Below are 26,059 nucleotides of genomic sequence, written 5' to 3'. Positions count from 1 at the left end.
CCGGAGCGTAGGGAAGAGGCCTCGCCTTGCCATCGGAAACCGATCGGTCTACTCTGCTGGCGTAGGTAAACCGATCAGTTTCTCGATGTTCCTGGAGACTCGCATGACCACCATCGAAGGTTCCGTGGCCCTGGTCACCGGCGGAAGCCGCGGCATCGGCCGGGCCCTGGTGTCCGCCCTGTACGAGCGCGGCGCGAAGAAGGTGTACGCCACCGCCCGCGACCCGCGGACCGTCACGCACCCCAACGCTGTCCCGCTGGCGCTCGAGGTGAGCGACGCGGCCTCCGTCGCGGCCGCCGCCGAGCAGGCCCAGGACGTCACCCTGCTGATCAACAACGCGGGCGCGTCGGTGAATGCGGGGTTCCTGGACGCCCCCGTCGAGGACGTCCGCCGCGAGTTCGAGACCAACTTCTACGGCCCGCTCCTCGTCACCCGGGCCTTCGTTCCGGTCATCGAGCGCAACGGCGGCGGCCACATCCTGAACGTCCACTCGGTGCTGTCGTGGCTCGGCATCGCCGGCTCCTACAGCGCGTCCAAGGCCGCCCTGTGGTCGCAGACCAACTCCCTGCGCCTGGACCTGCGGCCGCGCGGTATCGAGGTCACCGGCCTGCACGTCGGGTACGTCGACACGGACATGACCGCCAAGATCGACGCCCCGAAGGTCACCCCCGAGAGCGTGGCCGCACAGGCCCTCGACGGCATCGAGTCCGGCGCCTACGAGGTGCTCGCCGACGACCTGACCCGGCAGGTGAAGGCAGGACTCGCCGCCGATCTCGCCGCGCTGTACCCGCAGTTGGCGGCCTGAGCCACCTGCACGTGCGCGGGCCGGCCCGCCCTCTTCCGGACCGCCGGGCTCGGGTCGCCGACGCGGCTCGTCCTGGGCGGCGATGGAGTGGGCGTCGGCGGGCGTCATCGGGACCGCGGGTGGGGATCGCCGGTCGGGTGTCGCAGAAGGCGGCGTGCCGGGTGGCGAGGGCGTCCAGGGCGGGCAGCACGTCGGAGAAGAGGGCCCCAACTGGTCTCGTAGTGCGCGATGTGCCGCTGGAACCAGGTGTCCGCCTTTCCGCCGAGAACTGCGCCCACTGGGTGTCCGTGCGGGGCGCGGGGGCTGCTCTGCGCCTGGCGCAGGGGTGTCGCCTCGGCGCCCGCGGTCGGGCTCGGCTGCCCGGTGCGGCCGGTCCGGGGCGGCGGTGTGGGTGAGCCTGCGACGAGTTCGGCGGGGTTCATCCGGACCTTGGGTGGTCCGGGAGGTGCTCCCCGCACGGGCGAGTCCGTGAGGAGTCCGGCGGCTGTCATCCGGACCGGTGCTCCGCGCCCGGCGCACAGGTGCCGCCCCTTGGTCGGGCGGTGTAGGTGAACCTGCGAGGAGTCCGGCGCCGGTCGGTGGGTCCAGGACCTGTTCCGCTTCCAGCGCACAGGTGTCGCCCGGCACGTGGAACGCGGCGGTGCTGAGCCGGGCCTCGGCGTCTGCGGCCACCGCCGTGAGTTCGTCGGCGTCGGCCTCGGGTCAGATCGGCAGCAGTCGTCCCACCAGCGCACTGAGCTGTCGGACGTTACGGCACTCGTGCATCTCCACCGACTCGGCGTACTCGTACGCGGCCGAGTCGCCCGTGCCCCACTGCGCACGCGCCTCCGGGTTCAACCAGTAGACGTGGCGCGCCCGTTCGGTGATCTCCCGTACGGCGGGCAGGTTCGGGTCGCTCATGTTGGTGCGGGCGTCACCGAGCACGAACACCGTCGTGCGCGGGCTCAGCGCATCCGCGTACCGCGACGCGAACTCGCCGAGCGCCACGCCGTAGTCGCTGCTGCCGTGCCACCCCGTCAGCGTGGCCTCGGCCCGGATGCGGGCGCCGAGCCCCTCCGGGTCGGCCGCGCCGTGTTCGAGGAGCCGGGTGATCTCGTCGAGCCGGTTGACGAAGGCGAACACCCGCACCTTGCTGAACTGGTCGTGCAGCGCCTGCACCAGCAGCATCGTGAAGTCCGAGAACCCTGACACCGAGCCCGACACATCGCACAGCAGCACCAGTTCGGGCCGGGCCGGCCTGCGTCGCCGCAGTACCGGTTTCATCGGCACCCCGCCCGTGGACAACGAACCACGCAGGGTCCGCCGTAGATCGATACTGCCCCGCGCGGCACGGCGACGACGGGCCGCGAGCCGGGTGGCGAGCTTGCGGGCCAGCGGCTGCACCGTGCGCCGCAGTTCGGCCAACCGGTCCTTCCCGGCGAACAGGAAGTCGACCCGGTCCGTCGTCGGTGCCACCGCCCGCCGCGCGATCTCGTCCCTGCCCCGCCGCTCGGCGACCCGCCGCCGGGCCTCCGCCGCCACCAGCGCGCGGAACGCCTCGATGCGCCGCCGGAGCTCGTCCTCGAGGAGCCGGTCCGTGAACCCGGACATGCCCTGCTGCCCCCGGACGTCGTCGCGGACGCGCGCGAGCAGCGTCTGCGGGCGCAGCCGGTCGAGGGTCTGGTACGACGACCAGCCGTCCGACGCGGGGGAGTTGCCGTATCCGCCGAACCCGTCGACCGCCTCCGCCGCCAGCCGGGCCATCAGGGTCTCGTCGTTCGCGGCGAGGGCTTTGGCGAGGCGCTCGCGCAGGTCGTCCCGGTCCCCGGAGGTCTCGTCGGGGGCGCCGACACCCCGTGGGAAGTACAGGTCGAAGACCGGGTCGAACACCTGCCGTTGAGCCGTGCCGTGCAGCAGGGTCGCCGCCAGGCCCTCCCGCAGCCGTTCCCGGTCCGCGAGTCCCAGCGCCTCGACCGCCTGGGCCGCGTCCACGGTCTCGCCGGTCCCGATGCGGACGCCGTGCGCGCGCAGGGTGCCGACCAGGGAGGTGAGCCGCTCGGCGGTGCTCACACCGCGTCCAGGTCGAGCTTGGCCCCCGCCTTGAGGATGTCGTCCTGGTGCTTGAGCAGCACGCCCAGACTGTCCCGTACGACCGTCTCGTCGAGGTGGTCCGCGCCGAGCGCGAGCAGCGTCCGCGCCCAGTCGATGGTCTCCGCGACCGAGGGCACCTTGCGCAGGTCCATGGCCCTGAGCGCCCCCACGACCCGGACCACGGACTTGGCCAGCGCCTCGTCCAGGCCCGGCACCCTCAGCCGTACGATCCGCCGCTCCAGCTCCTCCTCGGGGAACCCGATGTGCAGGAACAGGCAGCGGCGGCGCAGGGCCTCCGACAGTTCGCGGCTGGCGTTGGAGGTGAGGACGACGAAGGGGCGGCGGGACGCGGTGATCGTGCCCAGCTCGGGGACGGTGACCTGGAAGTCGCTGAGCACCTCGAGCAGCAGGCCCTCGACCTCGACGTCCGCCTTGTCGGTCTCGTCGATCAGCAGCACCGTGGGCTCGTCGCCGCGGATCGCCGTGAGCAGGGGCCGGGAGAGCAGGAACTCCTCGCTGAAGATGTCCGTGCGCGCTTCGTCCCAGGTCTCGTCGCGCCCCGCGCTGATCCGCAGAAGCTGCTTGGCGTGGTTCCACTCGTACAACGCCCGGGACTCGTCCACGCCCTCGTAGCACTGCAGCCGGACCAGCCGGGCCCGCGCGACCTCGGCCACCGCCTTGGCCAGCTCCGTCTTGCCGACCCCGGCGGGGCCCTCGACCAGGAGCGGCTTGCCGAGGCGGTCGGCGAGGAAGACGGTGGTCGCGACCGCGGGCGAGGCGAGGTAGCCGGTCTCGGCGAGGCGTGCGGAGACGTCGTCGACGGATGTGAACAGCAACGGGGCCTCCTGCGCGGCGCGAACTCGTGTCCGTCAACTATCTAAGCGCTTGTTCACCGATTCGTCACGCGGTGCGAGAAGGGGATACCGATCTGTTTCCTCGGGAGGCGCACCAGAAAAGGGGGGCGTCACCGAAGTGACGCCCCCCGACCGGTGCCCCTCACGCTGCCGACCCCACCGCCTCCACCGCCGGAGCGCGCAACACCCTGCGGGCCGTGACCAGCCCCGTCCCGATCGTCGCGGCCGCCGCGATCGACGCCACCGCCAGCCAGATGCCGAGGCCCTGGTGGGGCAGCACCGAGTCGCTGCGCACGACCGTGAACGGAATGATCCCGGCCAGCGCCGCCACCGTGCCGAAGCACAGTCCGACGGCGGTGAGGACCAGCCCTTCCACGCCCACCGTGCCCAGCACCTGCCCCGGGGTCGCCCCGGCGAGGCGCTGCTGCCCGAACTCCCGTCGCCGGTAAGTCGTCGCCGCGTACAGCGAGTTGACCAGCATCACGCAGACGAACACCACGATGATGCCGACGACCGTGAGGTTCAGTGTCTGAAGGTTCTTCGCGTCGACGGTCCTGACCGCGCCCGAGGCCCTCATGGCGTCGCTCTCCACGCCCTGCATGTACAGCGTGGCGACGGACACCGCCGTGAACAGGATCAGCGACATCAGGATCCCGGACAGGTGGTCCGCCCGCCGGCGCAGGTTCCGCACGGCCAGCCAGCCGCTCGAACCGGTCAGCGGCAACCGGTCCAGGACACCCTTCAGCAGCCGCGGCGCGAGCAGTGCGAACCCCACGGACAGCAGGATCGCCCCGTACGCCGGTGTCGCCATGAGCGCCTCGTCCGTCGCCGAGAAGGCGAAGGTGGAGGTCGCCGACACGGCACCGAGGCCGAGAGCCGCGTACGCGAGGAACGTCCGCGCCCGGCCGCGTGGTCGACGGGTGCGCGTGGCCCGCCGCACGGCGAGGAAGGCGGCGCCCGCCGCGGCGACCAGCGTGATGTCGACACCCGACAGCAGCGCGACGGGGCCGAAGGAGTGGTCGACCGAGCCGGCGACCTGCCCGCTGTCCTGGAAGGCGTCCAGCAGGGCCTGCCCGCCGAGCATCGCCGGACCGATCGCCAGCACGGCACCGATCAGGGCGACGGCCACGGCCTCACCCACGACCATCCGCCTGATCTGCCCCGGAGTCGCCCCCGAGCAGCGCAGCAGTTCCAACTCGCCCGCGCGCTGGCGGACGTTGACCGTCAGCGTCGAGGCCACGGCGAAGAACACCAGGAGGGTGCCGTAGCCGCCGACGACACTCGCCGACGTGGTCAGCGTGTCCGAGCTCACCGGGTCCACGCCCGGCCGGCCCGCCGTGTCGTACAACGAGTTGAACGTCATGATGATCCCCGCGCCCAGGAAGGCGGCCAGCAGTGTCGCGAGGAACCGTCCGGGCCGTTGCCCTATCGACCGCATCGCCAGCATGAACATCGCTCACACCCCCGCCGTCACGTCGTCGCCCAGGTGCGCCAGGCGCTCGGCCACCGCGTCCGGCGTCGGTGCGTCCATCCGGCCCGCGAGCCGGCCGTCCGCCAGGAACACCACGGAGTCGGCGTAGGAGGCGGCGACCGGGTCGTGGGTCACCATCACCACGGTCCGGCCGTGCACCCGCACGGCCTCCTGGAGCAGCCTCAGCACATCCCGCGCACTACGGGTGTCCAGGGCGCCCGTCGGTTCGTCCGCGAAGATCACCCGAGGGTCCGTGACCAGGGCGCGGGCGATCGCGACCCGCTGCCTCTGACCGCCGGAGAGCTGATCGGGGCGATGGCCGAGGCGGTCGCCGAGCCCTACGGAGGTGAGGACCTCCTCCGCCCTCCTCCGGTCGACCTTCCGGCCCGCGAGCTTCAGCGGCAGCACCGTGTTCTGCGCGACCGTCAGCGTCTCCAGCAGGTTGTACTGCTGGAACACGAACCCGACCCGCCCGCGCCGGAACCTCGTCAGCTCCGCCTCGCCGCCGCCCGTCAGCTCCGTGCCGTCCACCCGCACGATCCCGCTGTCCGGCCGGTCGAGACCGGCCGCGCACTGCAGCAGCGTGGACTTGCCGGACCCCGACGGCCCCATCACCGCGGTGAAGGTGCCCCGGTCGAGGCTCAGCGTGACCCCGTCCAGGGCGGTCACAGCACTGTCGTCGGTGCCATAGGTCCTGGTGACCTTCACCAGTCGCAGCGCCTCGGCGGCGGGTCCCGTGTCCTGCCTGCGTCGTGAGCCTGTGCGAAACATCGTCGTCCCCCTACGTCCGGCACGCCGTGTGCCTCGCTCTAGAAGCTACGGAGCCGCGGGCCGGGGCACATGGGGCGCAGAACCCGTCTTCCGGGGTGTACTCAGTGACACCCCTGCGCGGATACGGCAGGGTTGATCGCCATGACCGACGGAACAGCCTGGCTCGCCGAGCCCCAGTCCATCGCCTACGGCGGCTACAGCGTGGTGATCGCCCCCGACCTCGAGTCGGAATCGCTGGCGAGGAGGATCGTCGAGACAGCCCGGGTGCCGTACCGGCCCCGTCCCATCGGGGAGTTGACCGGCCGTCAGGTGCAGGACCTGCTGGAGGGCCTCTACGGAGAGGTCCGCGAGGGCATCGCCCTGCGCCACGGCGAGCTCGACGAGTGGTCCTTCGTCATCAAATACGGCGGCTGGCAGGGCGAGTTCGGCTCCGCAGGGCGACCGGTCGACCGGGGCGGGCTGCAGGTCTTCCACCTGGAGTACGAGGAGGAGAACGGCAAGCCGGTGCCCCCGCGCTTCACCTACCGCCACGACGGGAACCTGATGTGCGCGTTCAACCTGCACCTCGACGGCAGCTGGGCGCAGGGCAGTCCCGAGGGCGACCCGGAGGTGGTCGCCGCCGTCCAGGAGCGGCTCACCGCCGCCGGACTGCCCGACGACGACCTGGACCGCCGTGCCGTGCACCGGGCGTGCCTGGAGGTCGTCCAGCGGCACTTCGGCCTCACTCTGCCCCGCGAGCGGATCCTGGAGGACACCCTGCCGACGCTCCTGCTGACCGCACCGTGACCCTCGTACGCCTGCGGCGGTCGGCGTTGTCAGTGGGGCGCGGTACGTTTCCGGGCATGGGGATCTATCTGGTGAGCGTGGCTGCGCGGGAGTGGTTCGACGCGGACGAGGAGGAGGGCCGGGGGGCCGTCGCCGCGGGGCTGAACGAGGAACTGCGCCGCCGGGGGCTGCCGCCGTACGAGTCCGTGCCCGAGGACACGGAGTTCGTCCGTGGGTCGGGGCTGCAGTTCGAGGAGAAGCTGGTGCCGTCGATGGACGGCTTCCTGCGGCTGGCGCGTGAGCATCTGGCGCCCTCCGAGCCGGAGGCCCTCCTCGACTGGTCGGTGCTGGTGCCGGTGTCGCTCGACGCGGAGGTCGAACTGCCCGTCGAGTCCTCGTACTCGGACACCACGGTGATCGCCGGAGCCCCGCAGATCCTCGACCTCGCGCGACGGCTGGCCGAGGCCGTGCGCCTGCCCCTCGACGAGATACCCGAAGCCTGCGACAACCTCGACCTCACCACGTGGTTCCTCGACGGCGAGGCGAAGCGGGTGGCGGACGCCCGGCCCGGACCATGGGGCGAGGACCTGGACGCGGCGTTCTATGTGGCGCTGTATCTGCGCGCCGCCCAGCACTCGCTGCGGCGGGGGTGTCCGATCGTCTACTGCTGACGTCACCCCGGCTGTGCAGCAGAAGTAGATACACCTCCGAGCAGCCGAAGGGACACATGCATGACCGACGGAGTCGACAGCGCGCACACGGCCGCCGACCGTACCGCCGTAGAGGGCCTCACGGTGGAGCACCGCACCAATCCGCTCGGAGTGGACGCGGACCGCCCGAGATTCGGCTGGCGCACCACGTCCCGGGTCCGTGGCCGGCGTCAGACGGCGTACCGCCTCCTGGTCGCGTCCACCCCCGACCGCCTGGCCGACGGCCGCGCGGACCTCTGGGACAGCGGCCGGGTCGACTCGGCGGACTCGGTGGCCGTGCGCTATGCGGGTCCCGTGCTGCATGCCTCGACCCGCTACCACTGGACGGTCCAGGTCTGGGACGAGAACGACCGCAGGCTCCCCGAGGCCCCGACCGCGCGCTTCGAGACCGGCCTGCTCAGCACCGACGGCGTGACGGGCTGGGACGGCGCGAAGTGGATCAGCATGGCGGGCAAGACGCCGAACAGCGCGGGCTCGCCGCTCCTGAGAAGGCAGGCGGACCTGAAAGCCGGCCGCGTGCGCGAGGCCCGGCTCTACGTCTCCGCGCTCGGCGTGTACGACGCCTACGTCAACGGCCGCCGGGTCACCGTGCCCCAGGACGGCTCCACCACCCACGAACTCCTCACCCCGGGCTGGACCAACTACGACACCACCGTCAGCTACTTCACCTACGACGTGACGGGCCCGGTGGTGGGGAAGCCGCAGGTCACCCTCGCGGCGGTGCTGGGCAACGGCTGGTTCAACGGCCGCGTCTCCGACAACAGCGTCTACCGCTCCGACGACGGCAACCGTCTCGCCCTCAAGGCCAAGCTCCTGATCCGCTACGAGGACGGCTCTACCCAGACCGTCGTCACCGCGCCCGGCGACGAATGGCGGGCCTCGGACACCGGCCCCTACCGCGCCGACGACATCTACGACGGCCAGACCTACGACGCCCGCAGGGAACTGCCCGGCTGGACCGCGAACGGCTTCGACGCCTCCGCCTGGTCCGGCGTCGAGGAGCACGACTTCACCACCCGGTTCCCCGAGTCCCGCCTGGTCGCCTACCCGGGCGAGTCGGCCCGGCTGATGCCCGCATGGGACCGCAGGCCGCGGTCGATCACCGTCTACACCGGCGGCGGCGATTTCGTCCCCGACCCCGCCCGCACGGTCACCGACCCCACCCGGGCCGTCACCACCCCCATCACCCTGCACCCCGGCGACACCGCCGTCATCGACCTCGGCCAGAACCTGGTCGGCGTCCCCCGCTACACCCTCCGGGGACCCGCGGGCGCCGAAGTGGCCTTCGCACCGGGGGAGATGCTCAACGACGCCGGCGCGGGCGCGGACGGCCCGGAGGGTTCCGTCTACCGGGCCAACCTCCGTACCGCCAAAGCCACCAGCACGTACATCCTCAAGGGCGACCCGAAGGGCGAGACGCACCAGGACTCCCTGACCTTCTACGGCTTCCGCTACGTCTCCGTCACCACGACCGCCACCGTCACCCTCACCGAACTGACCGGCAGGGTCGCCACCTCCGCGCTCCGCGACATCGGCACCGTCGAAACGGACGACGCCGACGTCAACCAGCTGATCAGCAACGTCCGTTGGGGCCAGCGAGGCAACTACCTGTGGGTACCCACCGACTGCCCGCAACGCGACGAACGCTGCGGCTGGACCGGCGACACCCAGCTCTTCGCCCACACCGGTCTCCACAACACCGATTCGGTCGCCTTCCTGAGCCACTTCCAGGACATTCTGATCGACTCCCAGCGCACCTACGGCGCGGACGGCGCCCAGTTCACCTGGATCGCGCCCGGGGCCCGCTACAACGAGCCGGTCCCGGCAAGCGGTTGGGCGGACTGCGGGGTCGTCGTCCCCTGGACCGTGTGGCAGATGAGCGGTGACACCACGCTCGTCGACCGCAGCTGGGACGCGATGACGGCCTACATGGGCTGGATCCGCGCGCGCACCGGGGACAGCTACGCCGGACAGGGCGCGATCTTCGGCGACTGGCTGGCCTTCCAGGTGACCAGCACCCAACTCATCAGCGACGTCTACTACGGCTACAGCGCCCGGCTCATGGCGGACATGGCCCGCGCCACCGGCCGCACCGGCGAGGCCCACGCCTACGAGGAGCTCTTCTCCCACATCAAGCGGGCATTCATCACCAAGTACCTGACCACCGAGGGCGGCCGCCTCACGGTGCGTTCCAGCCTCGGCTCCCCGCCGCCGTGGACCCCGGGAGGCAGCCCCACCCAGACCGAGGACGACAGCCAGACCGCGCTGCTCTGGGTCCTCAAACTCGGCCTGTACGACACGGAGGTCCAGCGGCGCGCCCTCCTCGAGCTCCTCGTCCAGAACATCCGCAACGACGCCGCCTACAAGGCCGCCCACCCCGACAGCACCCGTGTCGGACACGCCGAGAACACCCTCTCCGTCGGCTTCCTCGGCGTGAACGTCCTGGCCCCCGTCCTCACCGAGGAGGGCCAGGTGGAGCTGGCGTACAAGCTGTTGCACCAGGACGCGATGCCGTCCTGGCTGTACTCGGTGAAGAACGGCGCGACGACGGTCTGGGAGCGCTGGAACTCGTACGCGAAGGAGGAGGGCTTCGGACCGGTCGAGATGAACTCGTTCAACCACTACTCCTACGGCGCGATCATGGAGTGGATGTACGAGAGCATGGCCGGCATCGCCAAGGACCCGGCCCACCCGGGCTTCAAGCACTTCTGGCTACGGCCCCACCTCGACCCGACCGGCAGGATCACCCGGGTCTCCGGCTCGCACCGGTCGCCGTACGGCGAGATCGTCAGCGAATGGGCGGTGCGGGAGAGCGAGTTCAGGTACCGGGTCGCGGTGCCCGCCAACAGCACCGCAACCCTGCGCATCCCCACGAGCGACCCCGACTCGGTGCGCGAGAGCCGCACACCCCTGTCACGCGTCAAGGGAGTGACGTACCTGGGCTTCGACGAGGACGGCACAGCGTCCTTTGAACTCCCTTCGGGGCGCTACGAGTTGACCTCCGCGCTCGCCTGAGTGTCCACCAGCACCACTTCCAGGGTGCGCGGACCGTGCACCCCCTCGACCCGGTCCAGTTCGATGTCGCTGGTCGCCGAGGGACCCGAGATCCATGTCAACGGGCGTGCCGGGTCGAGGCGTTCGAGGGCCTGCGGCACCGAGGAGACGACCTGGTCCGGGACCCGTACGACACAGATGTGATGGTCCGGGACGAGGGTGATGCGTCGGCGGCCCTGGTCCGGCCCCCCGTCCAGCACGATGGTGCCGGTCTCGGCGACCGCCACCGCGCACGCCGTGACCACGCTGTCGATCCGGTCCAGTTCGTGCGGAGTGCTCTCGACCCGGTCCGGAACCTGCTCGGCATCGGCCTCCGCCAGCCATGACCGCTCCAGCCCCGGCGGTACGAGGACCGTCTTCGCACCGCGCGCCGCCAGCATCCCGGCGAGCGTCGCCGGCAGGTCGGCCGCCGTGCAGCGGTGCACGATCGCCCGGTAGTCCGCGAGGTTCTCGGCCAGCAGTTCCACCGTCTCCTCGACGCTCCGGTCGCCGTGCTCGCGCAGATACGCGCGCTCGATCTGGGTGTCCTCGCTCGGGGCGTCGGCCAGCGCGCGCCGCACCCGGCCCAGGATCCGTTCCCTGCTGCTCACTTGCCGCCCTCCTTGCCACCGTTGGTGCGCTGCCACCAGTCGCGGAAGGGTTCCGCGGGCACGGCAGGCAGATCCCGGGTGCCGCTCCACGCCTTGCCGGGACCCGGCAGACTGCGCGGATGCAGGCGCCGGGTGCGCGAGGCCAACCGCTGCCCGGTGCGCAGTGCTCCCGGGTGGGAGAACGCCCAGCGGGCCGCCCGCATCGCCGCCCGCTCGGCCGCGTGTCCCTTGGCGGGCTTCAGCACCACCTTGTTGCCCTCGCGGACCACCGGCCCGCCCTCCACGATCCGCTCGCGCAGATGCACCAGCACCTCGGGGATGTCGATGGCGACCGGACAGACCTCGTAGCAGGCCCCGCAGAGACTCGACGCATACGGCAGCGAGGCGTCGATCTCGCTTGCCGTGCCCCGGAGTTGGGGGCTGAGGATCGCGCCGATCGGGCCGGGGTAGACCGAGCCGTAGGCGTGGCCGCCGGCCCGCTCGTACACCGGGCAGACGTTCAGGCACGCCGAGCAGCGGATGCAGCGCAGGGCCTGGCGGCCGACCTCGTCGGCGAGGGTGTCGGAGCGTCCGTTGTCGAGGAGCACCAGATGGAAGTTCTGCGGGCCGTCCTCGTCAGTGGTGCCGGTCCACGTGGACGTGTACGGGTTCATGCGCTCGGCGGTCGAGGAGCGGGGGAGCGTCTGGAGGAAGACCTCCAGGTCCTGCCAGGTCGGCACGATTTTCTCGATGCCGACGACCGAGATCAGCGTCTCGGGCAGGGTCAGGCACATCCGGCCGTTGCCCTCGGACTCCACGACCACCAGGGTGCCGGTGTCGGCGACCATGAAGTTGGCGCCGGAGATGCCGACCTTGGCGCGCAGGAACTTCTCCCGCAGATGCAGCCGTGCTGCCTCGGCGAGTTCGGCGGGCGTGTCGGTGAGGCCCTCGGGGGCCGGGCGGCCCCACTCGCTCATCTCGCGCGCGAAGATGTCCCGGATCTCGCCCCGGTTGCGGTGGATCGCCGGGACGAGGATGTGCGAGGGCCGGTCCTTGCCCAACTGCACGATCAGCTCGGCGAGATCGGTCTCGTAGGCCCGGATGCCCTCGGCCTCCAGAGCCTCGTTGAGCCCGATCTCCTGCGTGGCCATCGACTTGACCTTGACGACCTCCGACTCACCGGTCATCTTGACCAGCTTGGTCACGATCTCGTTGGCCTCGTCGGCGTCGGCGGCCCAGTGGACGGTGCCGCCCGCCGCCACGACCGACTCCTCCAACTGCGCGAGATAGCGGTCGAGATGACGCAGCGTGTGGTCCTTGATCTGCTTGCCCGCCTCGCGCAGCTCCGACCAGTCGGAGACCTCACCGACGGCCTTCTCCCGCTTGGCGCGGATCGTGTGCGTGGCGTGGCGCAGATTGCCGCGCAGCGTCCGGTTGCCCACCGCCTCGTGTGCGGCCTTCGGGAAAGCCGGCATCCCTACGAACGTTCCGCTCATACGGCCGGTTCCTCCTCCGTGCTCGCCAGGATCTCCGCGATGTGCACCGGCCGCATGCCCGACTCCAGCCGGCCCATGGTGCCCCCGATGTGCATGAGGCACGAGTTGTCGGCGGCGCACAGCACCTCCGCGCCCGTCGACTCGGCGTTGCGCACCTTGTCCGCGCCCATCGCCGCCGAGACATCGGCGTTCTTCAGCGCGAAGGTGCCACCGAAGCCGCAGCACTCGTCGGCGCCCGGAAGCTCCTTGAGCTCAAGCCCCTTGACCGCCTGGAGCAGCCGCCGGGGCCGGTCACCGAGCCCGAGGCCCCGCAGTCCGTGACAGGTCGGGTGGTACGTCACCGTGTGCGGGTAGGACGCCCCGACGTCCGTCACCCCCAGCACGTCCACCAGGAACTCCGTCAGCTCGTAGGTCTTCGGCACCACCGGCGCGAGAGTGATCGCGAGGCTTTCCCCGCGCCCCTCGGCCCGGGCCCGCTCACCCATCCGCGGATACAGCTCCCGCACCATCGCCCCGCACGATCCGGACGGCGTCACGATCGCCTCGTAGTCCCGGAATACATCGGAGAAATGCCGGGCCAGCGGTTCCGCCTCATGCCGATAGCCGGTGTTGTAGTGCGCCTGCCCGCAGCAGGTCTGGGACATCGGAAAGTCGACGTCGACGCCCAGCCTGGTCAGCAGTTTCACCACGGCGCGCCCGGTGTCCGGATAGAGCGTGTCATTGACACAGGTCAGGAACAGGGCGACACGCATCGCGGCTCCTTGTGGTCGATCATCGGATGAGTGAAGCGTAGTCCCGGGTGGTAGTCCGGGGGAGACCCCGGTCAGTCCCCGGCGAGCCGGGTCTGCGCCTCGCGCCAGCGCGCGGAGTCGCCCTGCGGCTCGTACCGCGTGAGCGGCTGGGTCCGGGTGAGCAGCTCGCGCCCGCCCGCGAGGTCACGAACGAGCCCGTGGGCCCGCGCCTGGACCAGGACGTTGCCGAGCGCGGCCGCCTCGGTCGGCCCCGCCACCACCGGCAACCCGCAGGCGTCGGCGGTCAGCTGGCACAGCAGGGCGTTGCGCGTCCCGCCCCCGACGACGTGCACGACGTCGACGGGATGACCGGCCAGCCGCTGTGCCTCGTCGACCGCCTTGCGGTGGGCCAGCGCGAGCGAGTCGAGGATGCACCGGGTGACCTCGGCGGGGGAGACGGGCACCGGCTGCCCCGAAGCACGGCACGCCTCGGCGATCCGCTCCGGCATCCGGCCCGGCGCGAGGAACCTCGCGTCCCCGGCGTCCACCACCGACCGCAGCGCCGGCACCTTGGCCGCGTCCAGCAGCAGTTCGCCCAGGTCCGGGTCGCCCCAGGCCCGTACGCACTCCTGGAGCAGCCACAGCCCCATGATGTTCCGCAGATACCGGACCGTGCCGTCGAGCCCCAGCTCGTTGGTGAAGTTGGCGGCCCGGCTCTCCTCGGTCAGCACCGGAGCGTCGAGTTCGAGGCCCGCGAGGGACCAGGTGCCGGTGCAGATGTAGGCGAACCGCTCGCCGGACGCGGGCACGGCGGCCACCGCGGAGGCGGTGTCGTGCGATCCGACGGCCGTCACGGGCACGGGCCCGCGCAGCCCGGTCTCCTCCAGCACCTCGGGCCGCAGCAGCCCGGCCGGATCACCCGGCTGCCGCAGCGGCGCGAACAGCTCCAGGTCGATCCCGACCCGCTCGGCGATGTCGTACGACCACGCCCGCGTCCGGGGATCGATCAGCTGGGTGGTCGAGGCGTTCGTCAGCTCGGTGCCCTGCTCGCCGGTCAGCCAGTAGGTGAGCAGATCGGGGATGAGCAACAGGCGCTGTGCGCCCACGAGTCGGTCCGCCACGAGCTGGTACAGCGTGTTGAACGGCGCGTACTGGAGCCCGGTCGCCGCATAGAGCTCCGGCGCGGGCACGGTCGCCCACACCTTCTGCGCGACTCCCTCGGTGCGGGAGTCCCGGTAGTGCACCGGGTTGCCGAGCAGCGCCCCGTCGGCGTCCAGCAGCCCGTAGTCCACGGCCCAGCTGTCGATACCGACGGAGTCGACCTGCCCGGCCGCCTTCAGCCCGTCCAGGACACCTCCGTACAGCGAGAGGATGTCCCAGCGCAGGCCCTCCGGGACCCGGACCGGACGGTTCACGAACCGGTGTGCCTCGGACAGCTCCAGGCTGTCGGGGCCGACGCGGCCGACCATGACACGTCCACTGGACGCGCCGAGGTCGACCGCGGCGTACGACTTCACGGACGCGCTCATCGCAGGAAGGCGGCCGCGACGCCGGCGTCGACCGGGACGTGCAGCCCGGTGGTGTGCGTCAGCTCCCCGCCGGTCAGCGCGAACACGGCGTTGGCCACGTGCTCGGGGAGCACCTCGCGCTTGAGGATGGTCCGCTGCGCGTAGAACTCGCCCAGCTTCTCCTCCTCCACGCCGTACACGGCAGCCCGCTTGGCGCCCCACCCACCGGCGAAGATGCCGGAGCCACGCACCACACCATCGGGGTTGACACCGTTGACGCGGATGCCGTGCTCGCCCAGCTCGGCGGCCAGCAGCCGCACCTGGTGGGCCTGGTCGGCCTTGGTGGCGGAGTAGGCGATGTTGTTGGGCCCGGCGAAGACGGCGTTCTTGGAGGCGATGTAGACGATGTCGCCGCCGAGCTTCTGCGCGATCATCACCCGGGCCGCCTCCCGCGACACCAGGAAGGAACCGCGCGCCATGATGTCGTGCTGGAGGTCCCAGTCCTTGGCGGAGGTCTCCAGGAGCGGCTTGGAGATGGAGATGCCCGCGTTGTTCACGACGAGGTCCACCCCACCGAAGGCCAGCACCGCGGTGCGGAACGACTCGGCGATCTGCTCCTCGGACGTGACGTCGACGGTCACGGCGACGGCCTTGTCGGGCCCGCCGAGCTCCTCGGCGACCGCGGAGGCGTTCTCGGCGTTGAGGTCCGCGACGACGACACACGCGCCTTCGGCGACCAGGCGCTGCGCGATGGCCTTCCCGATACCGCTGCCGGCGCCGGTCACCAGCGCCACGCGGGTCGCGAGCGGCTTGGGCTTCGGCATCCGCTGGAGCTTGGCCTCCTCGAGGGCCCAGTACTCGATGCGGAACTTCTCGGACTCCTCGATGGGCGCGTACGCCGAGACGGCCTCGGCGCCCCGCATCACGTTGATCGCGTTGACGTAGAACTCACCCGCGACCCGGGCGGTCTGCTTGTCCTTGCCGAAGGAGAACATGCCGACACCAGGGACGAGCACGATCGCCGGGTCGGCGCCGCGCATGGCGGGGGAGTCGGGCAGCGCGTTCCGCTGGTAGTAGGCGGCGTACTCCTCGCGGTACTCGGCGTGCAGGACGTCGAGCCGCGCGATGGCCTCCTCCAGCGGAGCCGTCGGCGGCAGATCCAGGACGAGCGGCCGCACCTTGGTCCGCAGGAAGTGGTCGGGGCAGGAGGTTCCGAGCGCGGCGAGCCGGGGGTGCTCGGCACGGGCCAGGAACTCCAGGACGGCCTCGGAGTCGTTGAAGTGCCCGACCTGCGGCTTGTCCTGGGAGGCGATGGCGCGGACGTACGGCGCGAGGGCGGCCGCCCGCTCCCGCCGGTCGGCCTCGGCGAGGGCGCCGTAGCCCTCGACGACGGGCCCGAAGGGCTCGGCCTTGCCGCGCTCCTCCAGGAACTTCTCGGCGGTCCGGATGATGTGCAGCGAGTTCCGCTCGCACTCCTCGGCCGTGTCACCCCAGGCGGTGATCCCGTGCCCGCCGAGGACGACACCGATCGCCTGCGGGTTGGCGGCCTTGATGGCGGCGATGTCCAGCCCCAGCTGGAACCCGGGCCGCCGCCACGGCACCCAGGCGACGGTGTCCCCGAAACACTCGGCGGTCAGCTTCTCCCCGTCGGCGGCACACGCCAGCGCGATACCGGAGTCCGGGTGCAGATGATCGACATGGGCGGCCTCGACCAGCCCGTGCATGGCGGTGTCGATGGACGGAGCCGCTCCGCCCTTGCCGTGCAGGCAGTAGTCGAACGCGGCGACCATCTCGTCCTCGCGCTCTACCCCCGGATACACGTCGACGAGCGCCCGCATCCGATCGAGCCGCAGCACGGCAAGCCCACCTTCGGTGAGCGTCCCGAGGTCACCCCCGGACCCCTTGACCCACATCAACTCCACATCACCCCCGGTGACGGGGTCGGTGTCGGTGCCCTTGGCGGACGCGTTGCCGCCGGCGTAGTTGGTGTTACGGGGATCGGAGCCAAGCCGACGGGACCGGGCGAGGAGGGCGGCGGCTTCGGGGTGGATTGCCATGAACTTCCAGTCCTTACTGAAAAGAGGGTGAGATTACTTCCCTAGGAGCGCGGGGAACTGCGCGACCAGCCACGAACCGGCCCGCACCCCGCAACGAACAGAACCCGGCAGACGCTTACGCCCCCCACCCGGCCTGCTCCCCACCAACCCGCTCGGCCACGATCTTCTCGGCCCACCCGGACCGCTTGTACGCAGCAATCGGATTGGCGTCCAACCCCATCTCTTCCCGCACCTCGGCAAGAAGCGGCCGCACGTCGGTGTTGTACGCGTCCATCAGCACGGCGTTGGCCTCAAGAACGTCACCGGAAGCCTGCGCGTCGGCCAAAGCACCCCGGTCGACCAGCAGCGCCTTCGCCGTGGCCTCCTGCACGTTCATCACCGACCGGATGATCGCCGGGATCTTCGCCTCGATGTTGTGGCACTGGTCGAGCATGAAGGCGACGTCGGGCGTGTACCCACCGCCACGGATGACCTCGTACATGATCCGGAACAGCTGGAACGGATCGGCCGCCCCCACCATGAGGTCGTCGTCGGCGTAGAACCGCGAGTTGAAGTCGAACCCGCCGAGCTTCCCCTCCCGCAGCAGCGTGGCGACGATGAACTCGATGTTGGTGCCGGGAGCGTGGTGCCCGGTGTCGACGACGACCTGCGCCTTGGGACCGAGCTTCAGACAGTGCGCGTACGCCGTCCCCCAGTCCGGCACGTCCGTCGCGTAGAAGGCCGGCTCGAAGAACTTGTACTCGAGCAGCATCCGCTGCCCGTCGCCCAGACGGTCGTACACCTCGGAGAGGCCTTCGGACAGCCGGTCCTGCCGAGCCCGCAGATCATCCTGACCGGGGTAGTTCGTGCCGTCGGCGAACCAGAGCTTCAGGTCCTGGGACCCGGTCGCGTCCATGATGTCGACGCACTCCAGCAGATGATCGAGAGCCTTCCGCCGCACGGAGGCGTCCGGATGGCAGATGCTGCCCAGCTTGTAGTCGTCGTCCTGGAACGTGTTGGAGTTGATGGCGCCCAGCTTCACGCCCCGCTCCTCGGCGAACTTCGCCAGTGCGGCGTAGTCCTCGACCTTGTCCCAGGGGATGTGCAGGGCGACGGTCGGGGCCACCCCGGTGAACGCGTGCACCTGTGCCGCGTCCTCCAGCTTCTCCTGCGGAGTACGCGGTACACCCTGCTGGGCGAAGACCTTGAAGCGGGTTCCGGAGTTCCCGTACGCCCACGACGGCGTCTCGACTGCCTGGGTCTTGAGAGCGGCCTTCACCGCGGCGAGCTCGGTCACTTGAGGGCTCCTGTGACGTCGGGTCCGAAGGGCTTGCGAACAGCTTCACTGTGAAACGATTCAAGACGCGAAAGTATGGCGACCTCGAAGGGGTGTCAACCCCTGCGGCCAAGGCTGTTGCCCGTGACCCCGCCGTGACCTGAGTCCATCGAAACATTTTCGACACGAACCCATTGACGTGACATGCGCTCCATGCCTAACGTCCCGGCAACCAAGTTGAAACCTTTCACGACGCCGAGAGGGTCGTCCCGCCGGCGTCGTCGAGGAGCCCCCAATGACCCACCCGTCCACCACGGGTCCGGCCCCGGTTCTCGCGCTCAGGGACATTTCGAAGTCCTTCGGCGCGGTTCGCGCCCTGCGGGACGTCTCCCTGGAGCTGTTTCCCGGGGAGGTACACGCCCTCGCCGGCGAGAACGGCGCGGGCAAGTCGACCCTCATCAAGACCCTCGCGGGAGTGCACCGGCCGGACACCGGCCAGGTCGTGCTCGACGGCGAGCCGGTCCTCTTCCACGGTCCCGGTGACGCCCGCGACGCCGGTATCGCCGTGATCTACCAGGAGCCCACGCTCTTCCCCGACCTGTCGATCGCCGAGAACATCTTCATGGGCCGCCAGCCCCGGCGCGCCCTCGGCCGGATCGACCACAAGGCCACGCACGCCGCGACCCTGGCGCTGATGCAGCGTCTCGGGGTCGAGCTCGACCCCGACCGCCCGGCGCGCGGCCTGTCCATCGCCGACCAGCAGATCGTCGAGATCGCCAAGGCGCTGTCCTTCGAGGCCCGGGTCCTGATCATGGACGAGCCGACCGCCGCCCTCACCGGCAGCGAGGTGGCCCGCCTCTTCGGCGTCGTCAAGGCGCTGCGCGAGCAGGGCGCCGCCGTCCTGTTCATCTCGCACCGCCTGGAGGAGATCTTCCAGATCTGCCAGCGGGTCACCACCCTGCGCGACGGCGCCTGGATCGCCAGTGAGCCGATCGAGGGCATGACCGAGGACGACCTCGTCCGCCGTATGGTCGGCCGCGACCTCGACGAGCTGTACCCCAAGCAGGACGTGCGCCCCGGCGAGGTCGCGCTCACGGTGAGCCGGCTGACCCGGGAGGGCGTCTTCACCGACGTCTCCTTCGAGGTCAGGCAGGGCGAGATCGTCGGCCTCGCGGGGCTCGTCGGAGCGGGCCGTACCGAAGTCGCCCGAGCGGTGTTCGGCATCGACCGCTGGGACGCCGGCCAGGTTTCCGTGGACGGCAAGGTCCTGGTCAACGGCGCCCCCTCCACCGCGATGGCCGCAGGACTCGCCCTGGTCCCCGAGGACCGGCGCGCCCAGGGCCTCGTGATGGACATGTCCATCGAGCGCAACATCGGCCTCACCGGACTCCGGACGACCGTCAAGGCGGGCCTCATGGACCGCGGTGCCGAACGCAGCCGTTCGCTCGACTGGGCCGTCAAGCTCCAGGTGAAGTACGCCCGGATCGCCGACACCGTCAACACCCTGTCGGGCGGCAACCAGCAGAAGGTCGTTCTCGCCAAGTGGCTGGCCACCGGCCCCAAGGTGCTCATCGTCGACGAGCCGACCCGCGGCATCGACGTCGGCACCAAGGCCGAGGTGCACCGGCTGCTCAGCGAGCTGGCCGCCGACGGGGTGGCCATCCTGATGATCTCCTCCGACCTGCCCGAGATCCTCGGCATGGCCGACCGCGTGCTCGTGATGCACGAGGGCCGCCTCACCGCCGAGATCCCGCGCTCCGACGCCACCGAGGAAACCGTGATGGCCGCAGCCACCGGGAGGGCCGCCGCATGACGGTCACCACCCCCCAGCAGGCCCCTCCCGCGGAGGTACCGAAGGCCGGTGCCACCCGGCTCGTCGACCGCGTCTTCAAGATGCGCGAGCTCGCCATCCTGCTCGTCTTCCTGGTGATGATCGTCGTCACCCAGATCGGGAACAGCGACTTCCTCACCGAGCAGGGCATCAAGGACCTGCTGCTGAACGCGACCATCCTGGTCCTGGTCGCCACCGGACAGTCGCTGGTGGTCATCACGAGGAACGTCGACCTCTCGGTCGGCTCCATCCTCGGAATCAGCGCCTTCGCCGCCGGTACCTACCTCCACGGCGGTGGGAACCCCGTCGTGGCGATCGGGCTCGCGGTCCTGTTCGGCATCGGCTTCGGCCTGCTCAACGGCCTCCTCGTCAGCCTCGGCCAGGTGCCCGCGCTCGTGGTCACCCTCGGCACGCTCTACATCATCCGGGGCATCGACTCCATCTGGGTCGGCTCCCGCCAGATCACGGCGGCCGACCTCCCGGACAGCTTCGTCAACTTCGGCTCCGGCGGCATCTCCGCGGTGCCCTACCTGGCCCTGATCGCGCTGGCGGTGCTCATCGCCACCGCGTACTACCTCAAGCACTTCGGCAGCGGACGCGAGCTGTACGCGCTCGGCTCCAACCCCGAGGCCGCACGGCTCGCCGGTATCCCGGTGCGCAAGCGGATCCTGGCCGCGTACACCTTCTGCGGCGGCCTCGCCGGTCTCGCCGGCGCGATGTACCTGGCCCGGTTCGGCAACGTCGACTCGGGCACCGGAACCGGCTACGAACTGACTGTCGTCAGCGCGGTCGTGGTCGGCGGTGTCGTCTTCACCGGCGGCTCCGGCAGCGTCTACGGCGCGGCGCTCGGCGCCCTCCTGCTGACCTCCATCAACAGTGTGCTGCCCGCCCTCGGCGTCAGCTCGGTCTGGGTGCTCGCCATCAACGGCATCCTGCTCATCCTCGCCATCGCGGTCGACCGGATCGTCGCGCTGCGCGTGGCCTCCGCCCTGAAGAAGAGGAACGCCCGCCATGCCTGACTCCCTGACGCGTGCGATCCGCTGGGACACGGTCGTCGGCGCGCTGCTCATCGTCGTGCTCCTGCTGTCCTTCGGCACGGTCGACGGCTTCGGCAACGCCCTCAACCTGTCGTTCCTCATAGGCAACACCCTGCCCATCGCGCTGATCGCCCTGCCCATGACCATGCTCGTGGTCGCCGGCGAGATCGACCTCTCCGTCGCCTCCACCGCGGGTCTGTCCGGCGCGGTGATGGGCGCCCTGTGGAACCAGGGCCTGACGATCGAGGTGATCATCCCGATCTGCCTCGTCCTCGGAGTGGTGTGCGGGCTGGTCAACGGCCTGCTCGTCACCCGGCTGGGCCTGCCCTCCCTGGCCGTCACCATCGGCACCCTCGCCGCCTACCGGGGCATCGCGCAGATCGTGCTCGGCTCCGACGCGGTGACCGACTTCCCGACGCAGTACCTGGACTTCGCGGCGGGCCGCATCGGGGACACGTTCCTCCCGCAGGCCTTCCTGCCCTTCGTCGTCCTGCTCGCGATCGCCGTGGTCGTCCTGCACGCCACGCCGTTCGGGCGGTCGGTGTTCGCGACCGGTGCGAGCGAGGAGGCGGCGCGTTTCGCGGGCATCCGGGTCAAGCGCCAGAAGCTGATCCTGTTCACGGTGACCGGCCTGATGGCCTCGCTCACCGGCATCTTCTGGGCACTGCACTACGCCAGCGCCCGCTACGACAACGCGACCGGCCTCGAACTCTCCGTGGTCGCCGCGGTACTGCTCGGCGGTATCGACTTCGACGGAGGCAAGGGCACGCTCGGCGGTGCGATCGCGGGAGTCTTCCTGCTCGGCGCACTGCAGAACGTGATGAGCCTCCAGGACGTCTCCGCCCAGTCCCAGATCGTCGTCACCGGCGTTCTCCTCGTCCTCTCCGTGCTCGGCCCGCGGGTCGCACGGCAGATCTCGGTTGCGAGGGCCGGCCGCCGAGCCGCCTCGACACCGGCGTCCAAGGCGCCCACACCGGCCGCATAGGTCCGGGCGCTCAAGGAAACCTCGTATCCGCTCACCCTCTTAAGGAAGATCCGTCATGCGTAAGTCATCGCTCCGCCGTTCCTGCGCGGCCCTCGCCGCCGGCACCTCCCTCGCCCTCGCGCTCACCGCGTGCGGCGGCACCACCAAGAAGGACGTGCAGGACGAGGGTGCCTCGGCGGCCTCGACCGCCAAGGCGGACCCGAACGCGGCCACCAAGAAGGGTCTGACCGTCGGCTTCCTGCCCAAGCAGGTCAACAACCCCTACTTCACCTCCGCCGACAAGGGCGGCGAGGCGGCCCTCACGGAACTGGGCTCGAAGTACAAGGAGGTCGGTCCGTCCAGCGCCACCGACACCGCCGGGCAGGTCTCCTACGTCAACACGCTCACCCAGCAGCAGGTGAACGCGATGGCCGTGTCCGCGCAGGACCCGGGCGCGCTGTGCACCGCCCTCAAGCAGGCCATGTCGAACGACATCAAGGTCGTCACCTACGACTCCGACACCAAGCCGGAGTGCCGCAACGCCTTCGTGTCGCAGGCCTCCGCCGAGGACCTGGGCCGCACCGAGGTGCAGCTGCTCGCCGAACAGATCGGCTACAAGGGCGAGATCGCGATCCTGTCCGCCGCGCAGACCGCGACGAACCAGAACACCTGGATCGACTTCATGAAGGACGAGCTGACCGACCCGAAGTACAAGAACATCAAGCTCGTCAAGGTCGCGTACGGCAACGACGACGCCCAGCAGTCCTTCCAGCAGACCCAGGGCCTGCTCCAGGAGTACCCGAACCTGAAGGGGATCATCTCCCCGACCACCGTCGGCATCAAGGCCGCCGCCCAGTACCTCTCCGGCTCCAAGTACAAGGGCAAGGTCAAGCTGACCGGCCTCGGCACCCCCAACGACATGCGCAAGTACGTCAAGAACGGCACTGTCGAGGGCTTCGAGCTGTGGGACCCGGCGAAGCTCGGCGCGCTGGCCGCCCAGACCGCCGTCGCCCTGGTCTCCGGCCAGATCACCGGCAAGGAGGGCGAGACCTTCAAGGCCGGCGGCACCACGTACACCATCGGCAAGGACGGCGTGATCAACCTCGGCAAGCCGACCGTGTTCACCGCCAAGAACATCGACCAGTTCAACTTCTGATTGCGGAGCGGTACTTCATGCAGCGCGTCTGTTTCCTCCTCAAGGTCCGTCAGGACAAGCTCGCCGAGTACCGCGAACGACACGCCGCCGTGTGGCCGGAGATGCTCGAAGCACTCTCGGCCACCGGCTGGCACAACTACTCGCTCTTCCTGCGCGACGACGGCCTGCTCGTCGGCTACCTGGAGACCGAGGACTTCGAGGCCGCCAAGGCCGGTATGGAAGCCACCGCGGTCAACGCCCGCTGGCAGGCCGAGATGGGCGAATTCTTCGAGTCCCTCGACGGAGCCCGCCCGGACGAGGCGATGAAACCGCTCACCGAGGTGTTCCACCTCGCCTGACCTTCCCCATCAGGAGCCGCACCATGAGAAGACGCACACTGCTGGCAGGTGCCATCGTGTCCGCCATGTCCACCACCGCGCTCACCGGCGGCACCGCCCGCGCCGCCGACCCCGGTCCCTCCGTCACCCGGACCGGCACCACCACGCTCGACAGCCAGGCAGTCTTCTTCGTCTCCTACGACGGCCTCGTCAACAACAACTCGTTCCAGAAGAACGGCCTGCTGACCTACAAGGGCTATCAGTACGCCGTCTGGTACACCGCCGACAAGAACGCCGTCGTCGGCCGCCGCGTCCTCGGGGGGAGCACCTGGTCCACCGTCCAGGTCGGACACACCCTCAAGACCAGCGACTCCCACAATGTCATCTCCATGGGCGTCTCCAAGGTGGACGGCCGCCTCCACCTCAACATGGACTCGCACAGCGACGGCTTCACCTACGTCAAGTCGGTCGCCGGCCTCATGGACAACCCGTCAGGACTGAGCTGGACCGCGGCCCGGTTCGGCGCACCCCAGCCCACCCTGGACGGCCTGGCCCTCACGTCGCAGTTCACCTACCCGCAGTTCGTCTCCACCCCCGACGGCAAGCTCCAGCTCAGCTACCGGGTCGGGATATCCGGCAACGGCCGCAACGCCCTGGCGGAGTACGACGGTTCGACCTGGACCAACCTCGGCGAGTGGTCCGCCTCCACCGGCACCTACACCAGCGAGCACGGCTCCTCGACGGCCCGCAACATGTACCTGCACGGCATCGACTACGACAAGAACGGCCGGCTGCACTCCTTCTTCACCTGGCGCGAGCAGAACGGCGCCGTGATGTGCTCCAGCGGCGGCATCACCAACCACGACACCGGTTACGTCTACTCCGACGACCGCGGCCGCACCTGGCGCAACAACGCCGGCACCGTCGTCGGCACCACCGGTGGCTCCGACAAGGTCGCCGTCACCGACAGCGGCTTGGTCATCGACGCGCTGAACCCGGACCACTCCCTGATGAACCAGGAGAGCCAGTCCACGGACTCCTCGGGCCTGCCGCACGCGATCATCAGTTACGTCCCCGGCCGCTTCGGGCAGTGCACCACGAACTACGTCTCCGACCGCACCGCCAACGGCCGCGCCTTCCACGTCCGCAAGAACTCCTCGGGCACCTGGCAGAAGACCGAGATACCGGTCGTGCTCGGCTCCAGCCAGCGCACCAAACTGATCCTGGACAAGTACGACAACGCCTACGCGATCTTCCCGTTCGGCCGGATCGCAGGCGCCTCCAAGGCGTCCGGGTACACCGACTGGACGGTCCTGTTCGACGGCAGCGGCCTCAACGCCTTCGGCGAGGTCGTGATCGACGAGACGCGGGTCGCGCAGAGCAACGTGCTGTCGTTCATGTACCAGGAGAAGTCGAGCGGTACGACCCCCTCGGCGCTCCACGTCGTCGACTTCGCACTGCCTGCCTGATCGTGACCGGTGTGGGGGCGACTCGACGATAATGTGAAGGTCGTCCTGTCGCCCCCCGTCTTCCTGGAGGTCCCTGCCCGATGGCCCAGTCGGTGGGTATCAAGGACGTCGCCCGCGCCGCCGGAGTCTCCGTCGGCACGGTCTCGAACGTCATCAATCGTCCGGACTCCGTCGCCACCGAGACCCGGGCGCGCGTCCTGTCCGCGATAGACCGGCTCGGCTATGTCCGCAGCGAGTCCGCGCGTCAGCTGCGCGCGGGCCGCAGCCGGATCATGGGTCTGCTCGTGCTCGACATGGGCAACCCCTTCTTCGTCGACGTCGCGCGCGGCGCCGAACGGGCCGCCCGTGAGGACGGCCTCGGCGTGATGGTCTGCAACAGCGCCCAGAGCGCGAGCGAGGAGGCGGAGTACCTGTCCCTCTTCGCGGAGCAGCGGGTCCGGGGCGTCCTGCTCACCCCGACCGACGCCTCCGGTCGCAACATCGACTCCTTCCGCCGCCACGGCATCCCCTTCGTCCTCGTCGACCGGGTCGCCGAGGGCACCACCGAGTGCTCGGTCTCCGTCGACGACGTCGCCGGCGGCGCCCTGGCCGTCCGCCACCTCGTGGACGCCGGTCACCGCTCCATCGCCTACGTCAGCGGCCCGCCCGGCCTCAACCAGGTCCGCGACCGCCGCACCGGCGCCCTCAACGCGCTGGCCGAGGCGGGCCTGGGCCCAGACAACCTGCGCGAGCTGCCCACCGAACGGCTCGACGTGGCCGCGGGCCGGGACGCCGGCGCCCGTCTCCTCGGCCTCGCCGACCGCCCGACCGCCGTGTTCTGCGCCAACGACCTGCTTGCCCTCGGCGTCCTGCAGGCCATGTACGCGGCGGGGATCACGGTCCCCGACGACCTCGCCATCGTCGGCTACGACGACATCGAGTTCGCCGCCGCCGCGGCCGTCCCCCTCACCTCGGTCCGGCAGCCCGCCGTCACCATGGGCGCCCTGGCCGCCGAACTGCTGCTGGAGGAGACGGAGGCGGAGACCACTGGCAAGCGGCACGACCACCGCCGGGTGGTGCTCCAGCCCGAACTGGTGGTGCGGCGCTCCAGCCTGGCCGCCCGCTGACCCGGGAGTCAGTAAGATTTCATGATCGAAGGGGTCGGACGGCGGACGAACATGTGCTGAACT

General features: G+C 70.2%; 21 protein-coding genes. 11 read left to right on the top strand and 10 right to left on the bottom strand.

Annotation, left to right across the window (positions count from 1 at the left end; translation table 11 throughout):
* Positions 1–103 precede the first annotated feature (103 nt).
* Entirely contained in the window at positions 104–805 is a 702-nt protein-coding gene (locus AQJ46_RS04600) for an SDR family oxidoreductase (protein WP_059204308.1), read from the top strand.
* 702 nt (positions 806–1,507) lie between these two features.
* Here AQJ46_RS04600 and AQJ46_RS04595 read toward each other — a convergent pair.
* From AQJ46_RS04595 to AQJ46_RS04580, 4 genes are all read right to left on the bottom strand, one after another.
* A complete protein-coding gene (locus AQJ46_RS04595; RefSeq protein WP_059204307.1) occupies positions 1,508–2,854 on the bottom strand; it encodes a vWA domain-containing protein in 1,347 nt (448 codons plus the stop codon).
* Positions 2,851–3,708, bottom strand: a complete 858-nt coding sequence (locus AQJ46_RS04590) for an AAA family ATPase (protein ID WP_059204427.1) — start codon at positions 3,706–3,708, stop codon at positions 2,851–2,853. Before AQJ46_RS04590 ends, AQJ46_RS04595 begins: the two co-directional genes overlap by 4 nt.
* A 163-nt stretch (positions 3,709–3,871) precedes the next feature.
* Complete coding sequence (locus tag AQJ46_RS04585) at positions 3,872–5,182, bottom strand: ABC transporter permease (protein WP_059204306.1); 1,311 nt, start codon at positions 5,180–5,182, stop codon at positions 3,872–3,874.
* A 3-nt stretch (positions 5,183–5,185) separates the two neighbouring features.
* Positions 5,186–5,971: an ABC transporter ATP-binding protein gene (locus AQJ46_RS04580; RefSeq protein WP_057612895.1), complete on the bottom strand. Its 786-nt coding sequence runs from the start codon at positions 5,969–5,971 to the stop codon at positions 5,186–5,188.
* A 141-nt stretch (positions 5,972–6,112) separates the two neighbouring features.
* On the opposite strand from AQJ46_RS04580, the gene AQJ46_RS04575 reads away from it, so the two are divergent.
* Genes AQJ46_RS04575 through AQJ46_RS04565 form a run of 3 tightly spaced genes read left to right on the top strand, consistent with a single transcriptional unit; the run spans position 6,113 to position 10,461 of the window.
* Positions 6,113–6,757, top strand: a complete 645-nt coding sequence (locus AQJ46_RS04575; protein ID WP_159063988.1) for a hypothetical protein — start codon at positions 6,113–6,115, stop codon at positions 6,755–6,757.
* A 56-nt stretch (positions 6,758–6,813) separates the two neighbouring features.
* Positions 6,814–7,407, top strand: coding sequence for a hypothetical protein (locus AQJ46_RS04570; protein WP_059204304.1), 594 nt, complete (start codon positions 6,814–6,816; stop codon positions 7,405–7,407).
* A gap of 60 nt (positions 7,408–7,467) precedes the next feature.
* Entirely contained in the window at positions 7,468–10,461 is a 2,994-nt protein-coding gene (locus AQJ46_RS04565) for an alpha-L-rhamnosidase (RefSeq protein ID WP_059204303.1), read from the top strand.
* On the opposite strand, the gene AQJ46_RS04560 is transcribed toward AQJ46_RS04565, so the two are convergent.
* From AQJ46_RS04560 to rhaI, 6 genes are all read right to left on the bottom strand, one after another.
* Positions 10,434–11,090 (bottom strand): LutC/YkgG family protein, encoded by a 657-nt coding sequence (locus AQJ46_RS04560; protein ID WP_059204302.1) that lies wholly within the window; start codon positions 11,088–11,090, stop codon positions 10,434–10,436. The genes AQJ46_RS04565 and AQJ46_RS04560 overlap by 28 nt on opposite strands.
* Entirely contained in the window at positions 11,087–12,565 is a 1,479-nt protein-coding gene (locus AQJ46_RS04555; protein ID WP_059204301.1) for a LutB/LldF family L-lactate oxidation iron-sulfur protein, read from the bottom strand. The genes AQJ46_RS04560 and AQJ46_RS04555 overlap by 4 nt, the downstream gene beginning before the upstream one ends.
* Positions 12,562–13,317, bottom strand: a complete 756-nt coding sequence (locus AQJ46_RS04550; protein WP_059204300.1) for a (Fe-S)-binding protein — start codon at positions 13,315–13,317, stop codon at positions 12,562–12,564. The genes AQJ46_RS04555 and AQJ46_RS04550 overlap by 4 nt, the downstream gene beginning before the upstream one ends.
* Before the next feature lie 71 nt (positions 13,318–13,388).
* On the bottom strand, positions 13,389–14,825 hold the full coding sequence (locus AQJ46_RS04545) for a rhamnulokinase (RefSeq protein WP_059204299.1): 1,437 nt from the start codon (positions 14,823–14,825) through the stop codon (positions 13,389–13,391).
* The gene (locus tag AQJ46_RS04540) at positions 14,822–16,861 is read right to left on the bottom strand and encodes a bifunctional rhamnulose-1-phosphate aldolase/short-chain dehydrogenase (RefSeq protein ID WP_059204298.1); all 2,040 of its coding nucleotides are present in this window, start codon (positions 16,859–16,861) and stop codon (positions 14,822–14,824) included. The genes AQJ46_RS04545 and AQJ46_RS04540 overlap by 4 nt, the downstream gene beginning before the upstream one ends.
* 115 nt (positions 16,862–16,976) lie before the next feature.
* Positions 16,977–18,137 carry an L-rhamnose isomerase gene (gene rhaI, locus AQJ46_RS04535; protein WP_057612904.1) on the bottom strand — a complete coding sequence of 387 codons (1,161 nt, stop codon included), beginning with the start codon at positions 18,135–18,137 and terminating at the stop codon, positions 16,977–16,979.
* Between the two features lie 274 nt (positions 18,138–18,411).
* Here rhaI and AQJ46_RS04530 point away from each other — a divergent pair, with 274 nt between their 5' ends.
* The 7 genes from AQJ46_RS04530 to AQJ46_RS04500 all read left to right on the top strand — a co-directional run bounded on the left by AQJ46_RS04530 (position 18,412) and on the right by AQJ46_RS04500 (position 25,996).
* Complete coding sequence (locus tag AQJ46_RS04530) at positions 18,412–19,929, top strand: sugar ABC transporter ATP-binding protein (RefSeq protein ID WP_059204297.1); 1,518 nt, start codon at positions 18,412–18,414, stop codon at positions 19,927–19,929.
* Complete coding sequence (locus AQJ46_RS04525; protein WP_059204296.1) at positions 19,926–20,966, top strand: ABC transporter permease; 1,041 nt, start codon at positions 19,926–19,928, stop codon at positions 20,964–20,966. Before AQJ46_RS04530 ends, AQJ46_RS04525 begins: the two co-directional genes overlap by 4 nt.
* Positions 20,959–21,969 (top strand): ABC transporter permease, encoded by a 1,011-nt coding sequence (locus tag AQJ46_RS04520; protein WP_059204295.1) that lies wholly within the window; start codon positions 20,959–20,961, stop codon positions 21,967–21,969. Before AQJ46_RS04525 ends, AQJ46_RS04520 begins: the two co-directional genes overlap by 8 nt.
* 55 nt (positions 21,970–22,024) lie before the next feature.
* Entirely contained in the window at positions 22,025–23,104 is a 1,080-nt protein-coding gene (gene rhaS / locus AQJ46_RS04515; protein ID WP_059204294.1) for a rhamnose ABC transporter substrate-binding protein, read from the top strand.
* 17 nt (positions 23,105–23,121) lie between these two features.
* Positions 23,122–23,442 carry an L-rhamnose mutarotase gene (locus AQJ46_RS04510; RefSeq protein ID WP_057612909.1) on the top strand — a complete coding sequence of 107 codons (321 nt, stop codon included), beginning with the start codon at positions 23,122–23,124 and terminating at the stop codon, positions 23,440–23,442.
* Between the two features lie 23 nt (positions 23,443–23,465).
* A complete protein-coding gene (locus AQJ46_RS04505) occupies positions 23,466–24,890 on the top strand; it encodes a BNR repeat-containing protein (RefSeq protein WP_059204293.1) in 1,425 nt (474 codons plus the stop codon).
* A gap of 80 nt (positions 24,891–24,970) precedes the next feature.
* On the top strand, positions 24,971–25,996 hold the full coding sequence (locus AQJ46_RS04500) for a LacI family DNA-binding transcriptional regulator (RefSeq protein WP_057612911.1): 1,026 nt from the start codon (positions 24,971–24,973) through the stop codon (positions 25,994–25,996).
* The last annotated feature ends 63 nt before the right edge of the window (positions 25,997–26,059 follow it).

It is taken from the genome of Streptomyces canus (genome assembly GCF_001514145.1).
In the GTDB taxonomy this organism is placed as follows: Bacteria; Actinomycetota; Actinomycetes; order Streptomycetales; family Streptomycetaceae; genus Streptomyces; species Streptomyces canus.
Note: the sequence above shows the minus strand (reverse complement) of the source record. Positions and strands in the feature narration are given on the sequence as shown.